Genomic DNA, 11,725 nt, shown 5'->3' with positions numbered 1-11,725 from the left:
ATGGGATCATTACCGGATGCGCATGGCGGCGATCTCTCTCCTGGCAGCGGTTCTGGTCTCGGTCGGCCTGGTCGACCCGGCCCTCGCCCGGTCCGCCTCGCGGGCCACGGTCACGGTCACCGCCAAGGAGGCGTACCTGGTCGACGTCACGTCGGGAACGATCCAGTTCGCCAAGCGCGAGTCCCGGCGGGTGCCGGTGGCCAGCCTCACGAAGATCATGACCGCGTACGTGGTGCGCCGCTCGGCGTCGCTGGACGACGTCGTCACGATCTCCAAGGCGGACGTGCGGCACGCCGCGTCCAACGGCGCGACCCACGCCGGCCTGCGGGCCGGAGAGCGGCTCACCGTACGGGACCTCCTCTACGCGCTGCTGCTGCCGTCCGGGGCCGACGCCTCCAACGCCCTCGCCCGGCGGTACGGGCCGGGGGTGACGCGTTTCGTGGACAAGATGAACCGCGCGGCCCGCACCCTCGGGCTGCGCGACACCTACTACACCAACCCCGACGGGCTCCCGCAGACCGGCGGCGACCACTCCACCGCCAAGGACCAGGTCGCGCTGGCCCAGGCCGTCCTGAAGGACCCGGTCATCGCCACGGTCGTCCGCACCGAGAAGCACGCGACCGGCAAGACCTCCGTGCACCGCGCCCACGTGTGGCGCAACACCAACCGGCTGCTGCCCACCGAGGCGCAGGGCCTGAAGACCGGCTACACGCGGCCGGCCGGTTACTGCCTGATGTTCACCTCGGTCCGGGACGGACACACTCTGATCGGCGTGCTCCTCGGCGACAAGAGTGACGCCGCCCGCTACCGCACGGCCCGCAGGCTGCTCGATGAGACGGCGGTCCGCACCGACGTGTGACCCGTCGCGGGGAAGAATCCCGGCAGGAGCCGAGCCGAGCCGCCATGCCGCGGGCAGGCCGGACCTCTGAGAGAGTTCTTTCAGGTGGCGAGAGGAGGCGCGCGGGTGGAACCGGATGGGCTGCTGGAGTCCCCCAGCCTCGTCGAGCTGTCGATGCGGCGGCTACGCCACGAGATCCTCAGCGGTGCCCTGGCACCCGGCGAGCGGCTGATCGAGGAGCAGCTCACCCAGCGCTTCGGCACCAGCAGGGCGCCCCTGCGCGAGGCGCTGCGCTCGCTCGGGCAGCAGGGCCTGGTGGAGCACCTCCCGAGGCGCGGCGTCCGGGTCGCCGAGCTGTCCAGGAAGGACGTGGACGAGCTGTTCGGGCTGCGGGACGTGCTGGAGCGGTACGCGGTCGAGACGGCGCTGCCGCCCTCCGGCGCGCAGGACCTGTCAGGGCTGGCCGAAGCGCTGGAGGGCATGGGCACGGCGGTGGACGCCGGCGACGCGCTCGCCGAGAACGAGGCGCACAGGCGGTTCCACGTCGCGCTCGTGGCGCTCGCGGGTCACCGCCAGCTGCTGCTGGCGTACGAGCCGGTGATCTCCAAGCTCCAGCTGTACATGGCCGCCAACCTGCGCGGGGAGGCCGAGCAGCGGACCCCCTCCGAAGGGGTGGTGCGCCACCGCCGCCTCTTCGAGGCCGTCGCCTCCGGCGATCCGGCCACCGCCGTCGAGGCCCTCGCCGCGCACGGCGCGCGGGCCTACATCGGCTGAGGTACCGAGCTAACAGCAGCGTAACGGGATGGAACGGCCATCGAAATAATTCTGTCGACAATCGACGAAAGGAGGATCCGAAGAACGGAGAACAATGTGGCCGATCAGCTTCTCGTCGAGGCCGATCCCTACACCTACGGGTTCGACCCCGCGCACACCGCACTGCTGGTCATCGACATGCAACGCGACTTCGTCGAGCCCGGAGGCTTCGGGGAGACCCTGGGCAACGACGTGACCATGCTCAGGCAGGTGATCGCGCCCCTGCGCGAGGTGCTCACCGCCACCCGGAACGCCGGGATGACCGTCATCCACACCCGCGAAGGCCACCTGCCCGACCTGTCCGACTGCCCGCCCGCCAAGCTCCGCCGCGGCGCGCCCTCACTGCGCATCGGAGATCCCGGCCCGAAGGGGCGGATACTCGTCCGCGGCGAGTACGGTCACGACATCATCGACGAGCTGGCCCCGACCGGGGATGAGCTCGTCATCGACAAACCCGGCAAAGGCGCCTTCTACGCCACCGATCTCGATCGCGTCCTGCGCGACAAGGACGTCCGCAGCCTGATCGTCACCGGCGTCACGACCGAGGTGTGCGTGCACACCACCGTCAGGGAGGCCAACGACCGGGGTTACGAGTGCCTGGTGCTGTCGGACTGCGTGGGCTCCTACTTCCCCGAGTTCCAGCGCCACGGGCTCCAGATGATCGCCGCCCAGGGCGGCATCTTCGGATGGGTCGCCCCCTCCGGCCACTACCTCAAGGCACTAGAAGCGCGGAGCTGACCGACGACCACGACGACCGCCCCCGCCCAGCCGAAGATCCCCTGGTCCTGACCGTCGACGGCGTGCCCCACCTCTCGCTGGATATTTGGCCTCAGTGGATGCGAGAGCCCGCCGCGCCCGCGCCTCTCATGAGGCCATGGCAGGCGATCGCGGCGGCGGCGACGACGTTGAGGGAGTCGACACCGAGACCCATCGCCGTGGGGCTCATCGGGATGCACACCGGCTCGTCCGCCTCGCGCAGCCACCGCGACGACAGGCCGTCCCCTTCGGAGCCGAGCAGCAGGGCCACCCGCTCGCTCATGGCGACCGCGTCCATAGGGGTCGCCGACTGGTCGGGGGTGAGGGCCAGGGTCTGGAACCCGGCCTCGCGAAGCTCGGCCAGCCCTGCGTGCCAGTTGGTCATCCGTGCGTAGGGCACGGCGAAGACCGCGCCCATGGACACCTTGACCGACCGCCGGTAGAGGGGATCGGCGCAGCGCGGCGACAGAACGACGGCCTCGACACCCAGGGCGGCCCCACACCGGAAGATCGCGCCCACATTGCCATGGTCCACCAGATCCTCAAGGACGAGCACCCGGCGAGGCGGGCGCGCATTGGAGCCGATGGCGGCCCCGCCCTTCCCGGCCGTGGACCGGGGGGCCCTGGGGACCGCCTGAGGGTCCTTCGTTCCCGTACCGCCGGACTCCCCCGCGAGGAGGCTCTTCACCGACGGGAGTTCCAGGCGGGCCATGGAGGCGAGGGCGCCGCGGTGGACCGCGAACCCGGCGATGCCCTCCATCACCTCGTCGGCGGCCAGGTATACGCGGGCGTCGCCCAGCACGTCCTCCAGCCCGGGGAGCCACCGCCGCGTGGTCAGCACCGACCTGACGGGGTACCCGGCGGCCACGGCCCGCCGGACGACCTTCTCGCCCTCCGCGATGAACAGGCCGCGCTCGGCCTCCAGGCTCTTGCGAAGCTCCACGTCGCGCAGGCGCACGTAGTCCGCAAGCCGGGGGTCGGCGGGGTCCTCCACGGGGATGAGCTCAGGCACGGGACAAGCGTATGACCCTGGCGAGCTGCCACGACAAGACGTAGAGGGTCAGCACGGCGCACAGGCCGACCACCAGACCGACGCCCGTCTTGGTGATGATCCCGGCCCAGCCGTAGACCGGGTTGGGCGGGTCCACAAGGGTCCACAGACCGGCGGAGACGCAGGCTCCCACGCCTGTGGCTGCCAGCACCCCCCACCGCACCCGAACCGGGAGCGCCGGGTGGGAGGCCACGTCAGCCGCAACCGCGAGCCGCGAGAACGCGGCTGAGATCGGCGCGGACGGCCCGGATGGCGGGGATGGGGCCGGCGTGGACGACGTGCTTGATGTGGGCGGTCGGGTGGAGGCGCGTAGTGCTCGGGCGAGCCACCAGGCGACCACCGCGAGGCCTGCCGCCGACGACACGTACTGGAGCAGCCGGTACCCGTTCACCCAGCCGAAGACCGGCTCGGTCAGCCATGCCCAGCCCCAGAAGGCGGCGCCCCAGTCGTGGGTGAAGGAGTCCCAGAACACATGGGTGGCGGCGCCCACCGCCGCGCCGAGCGCGATGGTGGGAAACCTGCGCCAGGCCGGTCCCGGCAGGGCTGCGGCCCATGCCGCGAGCGGCCCCGGCAGCAGCGCGGTCAGCGGGTCCCGGAAGACGAACTGCAGGAGCGCCAGCAGCACGAACACCGCCGCGACGTCATCGGTGACGATCCCCAGCGGAGAGTGCCACCGGCTGTAGTCCTCGAGGTAGGGCAGGAACATCGGCAGGTCGGGCACCATCGCTCCCACGCCGACTGCCCACGGGTCCAGCACCTTCCGCACCCGCGCCGAGTGGATCAAGGGGATCACCGCGGCGACATGGCTCAGGGTGAAAGGCAACGGGATCTCCTCCATACGGCACAACGGCCCGCAGGCCTGTCAGTGAACCGGCCTCGGGGCCGTCCACAGCGGCGAACCAACGCACATCTGTCCACAGCCACAGAACGGCTTACACGTCCCCACCGGGCAAACCGCCCGGCAGCACACCGTCCACCGCCGCAGACGAGCCGCACACCCGACCACGACCACGGGCCGGCCGCATGCCTGTCCACAGCCAGGGACCAGTCCTTGAGCCTGTCCACAGCCGTGGACGGGCGAGGACATGACACCATGAGTGACGGATAGACTACGCAGCGCAGTCAGGGCCGGATTCTAGTGATCGGGGGCCATGGTGCCAGATCAGAGTACGGATGTGCGCCCTCCGGCCCTGCCGGAGTCGTTTCTGCGCGACGCGCGCCTGGCCAGGAGCCTGTCGATCGCCACGCTGGTCTGGCTCGGCGCCGAGAGCTCGCTGGGCCTGGCGGCGGGTCTGTCGGCGCACTCGGTGGCACTGATCGGCTGGGGCTGGTCATCCCTCGTCGAGGCACTGGCGAGCCTGATCGTGATCTGGCGCTTCACCGGGCACCGGCTCCACTCGCCCACCGCCGAGCGTCGCGCGCAGAGGGCGGTGGCGGTCAGCTTCTGGTTGCTCGCGCCTTATCTGGTGGCCCATGTGGCTTACGACCTGCGGGCGGGCGAGCGATCCGTTCCCACGGCGCTGGGCATAGCGGTGACCACGATCAGCCTGGTCAGCATGCCCCTGCTCGGGCTCGCCAAGCGCCGGCTGGGTGCGCGCCTGGGCTCGGCCGCCACTACCGGCGAGGGCACCCAGAACGTGCTGTGCGCCCTGATGGCCGCGGGAGTGCTCGCGGGGCTGACCGCGACGTCCCTCGGCTGCTGGTGGCTGGACCCCGCCGTGGCGCTCGCGCTGGCGGCGGTGGCGGTGCGCGAGGGCGGCAAGGCGTGGCACGGCCACTCCTGCCGCCATTGAACGATCACCACGGCGAGTTCGAGTCCCTGATCGCGCAGCGCGCCGACCACCAGGGGCGCGGTTCCGGAGTCCGCCATCGCCTGGCAGAACCGCCCGGCGATGGCCACCTCACGCACGCACCCCGACTCCCTGAGCGCACGCCGCACCTCATCGGGACAGGCGGGTCCGGCCGCCTCGATGAGCAGCAGATCGGGCCGTCTCCGCGAAACAGCACCCGCCACCTCGCCGCGCGCGACTCCCAAGACGTCCCCTACCTCGGCCCACTCCAGACGCAGAGCGTCTTCCCCGTCACCGCGCGCCGTGTTCTGGGTCGTTTCGGTGTTGCCGGGTGGGTTGTGTGCGGGTTCGGCGTGTTCTGTGGGCAGGCTGTCCGGCGCTTCGATGACCGCCGACACGAGCGTCACCCCCTGCTCGGCCGCCCCCGGCCGCGTACGGTGTTCGCGCCTACTGGGCACGAAATATCGGCATATATGGGGTCACGATACATCGCGTTCTGCACCCGTCAAGATGTATCGCGAATATGTAGCGGAAACAGCGAATCGCCGACACGCTACGTAATCGTCGCAGGAAAAGATCGGTTTTGCTGCAATTGTCCTTGACGCTATGGTTCCGTAAGCATTACCCCGGATCTCCTTATATGGTCGCTGCTAAGCGCGCCACGTTCGGAGAAGATCGACACCCTAAGAGGACACCGTGGGCGGACGCCACCGCACAGACGAGCTTGAGGGCGGCTACAACCCTTATCGCGAGCCCTCGAGCCGCCGTCGCGCGGGCCGGGGCAAGGTGCTGGTGCCCCTGGCGGGCGCCGTGGCACTCGCCGTGCTGCTCGGCGTCGCCGCCTATGTGATCATGAGTCGCGACAAGAGCTGCGGTGACGACAAGGTCGCGCTCCAGGTCGTCGCCTCTCCTGACATCGAACCCGCCATCGCCAAGATCGCCGCCGACTACAACAAGACGGCGGCCTCGGTGAACGGCAAGTGCGTCGCGGTCACGGTCAGCGACAGCGACTCGGCCGGCGTCAGCAACGCCATCGCCGGGTCCGGCGCGACCACCGGCAAGTTCGACGGCGATGTCTGGATCCCCGACTCCAGCCTGTGGGTCGCAAAGCTCCGCTCCAGCCCCAAGGGAGCGGGAGTCCCCGTGCCGGCCGGTTCGATCGCCCGCTCCCCCGTGGTGCTGGCGGCGCCGAAGCCGGTGGTCGAGAAGCTGCAGAGCGCCTTCGGCGAGCCGAGCTGGAGCGGCCTGATGTCGGCCGCGAACGCCGCCACGCCGGACGGCCTGGGACGCAAGATCCGCGTGCTGCCCCTCGACCCCACGCTCAACGCGGCCGGGCTGAGCGCCCTGCTCGCCGGGGCCGGCGTGCTCAAGGCGTCGGGCGCCGGGGACGACCAGCTCGTGGGTGTGCTGAGGCAGCTCTCGGAGAGCGCGGTGAACACCCCCGCCAACATGTTCGCCAGCATGGCCAAGCAGTCCTCCCGCGCCCCGATCGGCATCGCGTCCGAGCAGGGAGTCTGGGCGTACAACGCCAAGAGCAAGCCCGGCGAGGTCGTGGCCATGTATCCGGCCGAGGGGACGATCAGCCTCGACTACCCCGTCGTCGTGACCGCCCAGGACCAGGCCACCAGGGACGCCGCGAAGAACTTCACCGCCGCGCTCTCCGGTCCCGAGGCCAAGAAGACGATCCGGGAGCACGGCTTCCGCACCCCGGACGGCAAGGCCGGGAGCGGGATCAGCCAGGCCAACGGCCTGAACCCCGCGACGCCGCGCGCCATCAAGATCCCGGACGACGCGACGGTGGTCAAGCTCTCGCAGGCCTGGTCCCGGCTCAAGCTGGGCGGCCGGCTCCTGGCCCTGTTGGACATCTCGGGCACCATGGCGCTGCCGGCCGTCGGCGCCCCGGGTGACCGCATGCGCCTGATCGCGCAGACCGCCATCGAGGGCCTGAAGCTCTTCCCGGACAAGACCGAGATCGGCACCTGGATCTTCACCACCAACCTGAACGGCAAGGGCGTCGACTACCGCGAGGCCGTGCCCGTGGGGCCCATCGGGGGCAAGCTCAACGGCGCCACCCGCCGGGAGGTCATCTCCCAGTCCCTCCAGCAGATCAGGGCCAAGCCCACCGGGGACACCGGCCTCAACGACACGCTGGCCGCCGCCTACGACAAGATGAAGGCGGAGTACGAGGCCGACAAGATCAACACTATCCTGGTCTTCACCGACGGAGTCGGCAACGACGACCCCGACGGCGGCATCAGCAACTCGGCGATACTCAAGAAGCTCCGCGAGGAGTTCGACGAGACCCAGCCGATCAGCATCATCATCGTCGCCCTCGGCGCGGACGACGCGGCCGGGCGGCGCCAGATGCAGTCGATCGCCAAGGCCACGCAGGGTCAGGCCTTCTTCCCGAACAACGCCCTGGAGATCCGCAAGGTCTTCCTGGAGGGCATCTCCCGCCGACTCTGCGCACCGAACTGCAATGGCAGCACGCAACAGCAGTAGCAGCCGCGCGCCGCGCGCCCGATCCCGGCCCCTCAAGGGCCCGGGATCGGGCGTTTCTCATTTATCGAGCCCTAGGGAAGATCGCGGACCGTCACCGGGGACGCCTACCGGCGCGACCGTCGCGCGCCACAGTTCTACCGTCGAACCACACCTGTGTCAGCAGCCCCATTCACCCCTGTTTTCCCAGGTCATACCGTGTGATTATCAAACATTTCCGGGTGAACCGCGTGGGGGAAACGAGCGTCCTACGCGTGTGGGGCCTGGCGCGGGCAGGGGAAATTCTCGCGAACATGCGCGACCAGAAGCCAGGTACCCGTCCCGCGGGGAGGAAGATTCGTGCCCGGATGGCCGAGCGTCGGCCGTGCCGACGATCAACGACTGGTAGAGGCCTTGCGCCGAGCGGACGACCGCGCGGCGGACGGCCTCTATGACGCCTATGCCGACCGACTGAACGACTATGCCCATTCGCTCCTTCAGGAGACCGACGCCGCGGCGGACGCCGTGCACGACGCGATCGTCACCGCCCACGGCCGCATCGGCGTGCTGCGGGAGAGTTCGCGCCTGCGCGCATGGCTGTACGCGCTGACGCGCTACCACTGCAGCGCCCGTCGCGGGCGGACGCCGGCGCACGGCGCCGTGACCGAGGCGTTCATGGACGGGGACGAGGAGGATCCCGAGCTCGCGGCGATCGTGCGGGAGTCCCTCGCCGAACTCGGGACCAAGGAGCGGGACGTGCTCGTCCTGGCCGTCCGGCACGAGCTGAGCACCTCCGAGATCGGGGCCGCGCTCGGCCTGACCTCCCGGCAGGCCGGCAGCCGCCTCACCCGCGCCCGCGACCACGTGGAGAACGCCGCCGCCGCCGTGATCCTCGCCAGGACCGGCCGGGCGCACTGTCCCGATCTGTCCGCCTTGCTCGACTCCATCGAGGGGCCGCTCCCGCAGCAGCTGAGGCGGCGCATCACCCGGCACATCATCGGATGCAAGGAGTGCACCGAGGGACGGCACCGCCGGGTGTCCGCCGATCGCCTCCTGGACGCCGTCCCGGTGGCCTTCCCGCCCCTGTCGCTGCGGCGGCGGGTCGCCGAGACCTGCGCCCGGCCTGAGCACGACCCGGCGCGGGCCGCCGTCATGGCGGCGGCGGACGGGTTCGACAAGAACGGCTTCCCGCCGGTGGGCGCCGAGCGCCGTGCCAAAGCGGAGCGCCGGGACGGGCGCCGCCCGGCCCTGGAGCCCGTGGACACGCCCTCCTACGGCACCGGCGTGGCGCACTTGGAGACGCCCCGCCACGGTATGGCCATCGCGCACACGGAGGCGCCCCGGCATGGGACGGGCGCGGGGTACGAACCGGGCGGGAGGGCGCCGAGGACTGGACGCGGCACCCCGCGCAGGCGGGGGGCCGCGGGAGCGCGCAAGGCGTCCCGCAGGACGACCCCGATCTTCGCCACCATCGCCTGCGTGCTGGTGGCGACCGGGGCGATGGTCGTCGCGACCGGACAGAACGCCTCCAACCCCGACGGCGCGACCCAGACCCTGCGCTTCCCCAGCCGCACGCCCGGCGAACTGCAGATCAGTTACGGCCCCGAACCCACCGACGCGGCGACCTCCTCCGAGCCCACGCCCACCTCCAAGGCGACGCCCTCGCCGTCACCGTCCCAGAGCGCGTCCGCCGCCCCGGCGGCCGCACCGCGCACGTCCGCGCCCCCGACCCCGACACGCCGACCGCCCGCCCCGGTGGCCAAGCTCGTGGTCTCGTGCCCGGGAGCGTTCGGCGGGGACGACGCGGGTGAGATCCTTGTCTCAGCAAGGAACGGGAGTGTGTCCTGGACGGCCACCGTCACGGGCGCGCTCAGCGTCTCGCCCGCACAGGGCGCTCTGAAGGCCGGGGTCAAGCAACGGATCTCGGTCGTCGTCTCCGCTCCCGAGCAGGCAGGTCAGGGCACCGTGACCTTGCGTTCCGCGTCCGGCGGCACTACCTGCCAGATCACATGGGAGGCGCAGGACCCGCCTCCGGCCTCCGATCCGCCGCCCGACCCGCAACCTTCACCGGAGCCGTCGAGCACCGACACGCCGACCGAACAATCGAGCGGCGACAACACCTGATTCCGCCCCAGACTCCACACCTAGGGCAAACCACCTGTAACCTTGTGAATACCCCCCAGCCCCTGCAGTCCCAACGGTCTCGGGGGCATCAGTCGTTTGTGCGGTTTGTTGTGATTGACCGCACAACGATTCTTGCCCTTGGCTTTGTAAACCAGTGACGGGGTTGGGGCGTCGGCATTGACGATCGCATAGCGTGGTTGGTCATATGAGAGTAGCGATCAACCATGTCTTTAGTCGGCCTTGACCAGCGGAGCCAGGAGAAATGCGTAGGAACAGGACAGTGCTCACCTGGGTGCTGGTGCTGGCGTGCGCCGCGGGAGCGGTCATCGCCCTCGCCGACATCCGGACACCGGCACGCCTGATCCTGACGCCGCTCTTCCTTCTGGTGGTCCCAGGAGCCTCGGTCGTCGGACTGTTGCGTGATCGTGACCCTCTCGCGGCTCTAACGGTGGGCGCCGCGGCAAGTCTCGTTATAAACGTTCTACTAGCTGAGGCCATGCTGATGTTCGACGCCTGGTCTCCCCGCGCGGGAGTGGCCACCGTTGCGGTGCTCGGTGGATTTATGTGGGTGCTTCGGTCTCTGTACCGGGGGAACGGCAGTGTGCACACCGAACAGGGGGCCGGGTCAAGGTGAAAGTCACGGTCGTCCGGCCCGGGGAGCTGGGAGAGCCGGAGCTCGCACGATGGCGTGAGCTCCAGCGCGCCCTCCCAGCACTCGACAATCCTTTTCTCTCCATCGAATTCACGCTGGCCCTCGGCCGGCTCCGCTCGTACGTCCACGTGGCAGTCATCGAGGACGGCGGCAAAGTGGTCGGGTTCCTGCCGTTCGAGCGGCACGCCTTCGGCATCGGCAAGCCCCTCGGGAGCTGGCTGACCACCTGCCACGGGCTCATCTCGGTCCCCGACCTCGACATCCCGGCGCGGGAGATCCTGCGGGCCTGCGGGCTGTCGGTCTTCGACTTCGACCACATGGTCGCGGGGCAGCCCACCTGGGCTGCGCACGAGTCGGCGGTGCGGCCGGTGCCGATGATGGATCTCACCGGCGGCTTCGACGCCTATATCGACCAGGTCCGGACCAACTCGCCGAAGAACTACAAGACGGTCCGCTACAAGGAGCGCAAGTTCGCCCGCGAGCACGGCGACATCCGCCTGGAGTGGTGCGCCACCGGCCCCGAGTCGATGCGCATCCTGACCAACTGGAAGTCCGACCAGTACCGCCGGACCGGACGGGTCGACCGGTTCGCCCAGCCGTGGATCGTCGAGCTCATCGACGAGATGCACGCCTGTGACGCGCCGTCGTTCGGCGGCGTGCTGACCATGCTGTACGCCGGGGACACCCCCGTGGCCGGTCACTTCGGCTTACGCACTCATCACACGCTGGTCGGATGGTTCCCCGCCTACGACCCCGAGTTCGCCCGGTACTCCCCCGGGATAATGCACCACTTGCACATGGCCGAGCAGGCCGCTTCCCACGGCCTGGGCCAGGTCGACATGGGCAAGGGGGGCCGGGAGTACAAGGCCTGGCTGAAGAACGACGAGATCCACGTCTCCGAGGGGCGGGTCTCCCGCCCATCGGCGGCGGCAGCCGTCCATTGGATAGGGCGGACGCCGGTGAACAAGGCCCGGAACATCGTGGTCGACCGTCCGTCGCTCTACCGGCTGGCCGACAGGCTGCTGAAGGGCTTCGGGCGGGTTCGCACCTCCCTTCAGCCTGAGTCAGTCGAAAAGGAACCATCGGGGGTGCGTTGAAGTCGCCCCCGCAAGTCAGTCCACACCCTCTACTGCTCTGACCGGGACGGAGAAACCCCTCTCCGTCCAGTCGCGCCGGTCCTGTTGGCAGTCGCCGCCGATGTCAGACCGCCCGGAAGGACATCC

The 11,725-nt window shown here is 69.9% G+C and carries 9 protein-coding genes; 7 read left to right on the top strand and 2 right to left on the bottom strand.

Annotated features, from left to right (window positions below; all coding sequences use genetic code 11):
• Positions 1-22 precede the first annotated feature (22 nt).
• The 3 genes from MYF83_RS06660 to MYF83_RS06650 all read left to right on the top strand — a co-directional run bounded on the left by MYF83_RS06660 (position 23) and on the right by MYF83_RS06650 (position 2,389).
• Positions 23-859 carry a D-alanyl-D-alanine carboxypeptidase family protein gene (locus MYF83_RS06660; protein WP_248959291.1) on the top strand — a complete coding sequence of 279 codons (837 nt, stop codon included), beginning with the start codon at positions 23-25 and terminating at the stop codon, positions 857-859.
• 105 nt (positions 860-964) lie between these two features.
• Positions 965-1,612 (top strand): GntR family transcriptional regulator, encoded by a 648-nt coding sequence (locus MYF83_RS06655; RefSeq protein ID WP_248959290.1) that lies wholly within the window; start codon positions 965-967, stop codon positions 1,610-1,612.
• 96 nt (positions 1,613-1,708) lie between these two features.
• On the top strand, positions 1,709-2,389 hold the full coding sequence (locus MYF83_RS06650) for a cysteine hydrolase family protein (RefSeq protein WP_248959289.1): 681 nt from the start codon (positions 1,709-1,711) through the stop codon (positions 2,387-2,389).
• A 91-nt stretch (positions 2,390-2,480) separates the two neighbouring features.
• On the opposite strand, the gene MYF83_RS06645 is transcribed toward MYF83_RS06650, so the two are convergent.
• Positions 2,481-3,419, bottom strand: coding sequence for a TrmH family RNA methyltransferase (locus MYF83_RS06645; RefSeq protein WP_248959288.1), 939 nt, complete (start codon positions 3,417-3,419; stop codon positions 2,481-2,483).
• The gene (locus tag MYF83_RS06640) at positions 3,412-4,281 is read right to left on the bottom strand and encodes a DUF4184 family protein (RefSeq protein WP_248959287.1); all 870 of its coding nucleotides are present in this window, start codon (positions 4,279-4,281) and stop codon (positions 3,412-3,414) included. Before MYF83_RS06640 ends, MYF83_RS06645 begins: the two co-directional genes overlap by 8 nt.
• 328 nt (positions 4,282-4,609) lie before the next feature.
• On the opposite strand from MYF83_RS06640, the gene MYF83_RS06635 reads away from it, so the two are divergent.
• From MYF83_RS06635 to MYF83_RS06620, 4 genes are all read left to right on the top strand, one after another.
• Positions 4,610-5,251 carry a cation diffusion facilitator family transporter gene (locus MYF83_RS06635; RefSeq protein WP_248959286.1) on the top strand — a complete coding sequence of 214 codons (642 nt, stop codon included), beginning with the start codon at positions 4,610-4,612 and terminating at the stop codon, positions 5,249-5,251.
• A gap of 693 nt (positions 5,252-5,944) precedes the next feature.
• A complete protein-coding gene (locus MYF83_RS06630; RefSeq protein WP_248959285.1) occupies positions 5,945-7,750 on the top strand; it encodes a substrate-binding and VWA domain-containing protein in 1,806 nt (601 codons plus the stop codon).
• Positions 7,751-8,086: 336 nt separating this feature from the next.
• Positions 8,087-9,850, top strand: coding sequence for an RNA polymerase sigma factor (locus MYF83_RS06625; protein ID WP_248959284.1), 1,764 nt, complete (start codon positions 8,087-8,089; stop codon positions 9,848-9,850).
• Positions 9,851-10,480: 630 nt separating this feature from the next.
• Positions 10,481-11,599 (top strand): GNAT family N-acetyltransferase, encoded by a 1,119-nt coding sequence (locus tag MYF83_RS06620; protein WP_248959283.1) that lies wholly within the window; start codon positions 10,481-10,483, stop codon positions 11,597-11,599.
• Positions 11,600-11,725: the final 126 nt, after the last annotated feature.

The organism is Sphaerisporangium perillae, from assembly GCF_023276435.1.
Taxonomy (GTDB): domain Bacteria; phylum Actinomycetota; class Actinomycetes; order Streptosporangiales; family Streptosporangiaceae; genus Sphaerisporangium; species Sphaerisporangium perillae.
This window is presented reverse-complemented; position numbering and strand designations above follow the sequence as displayed.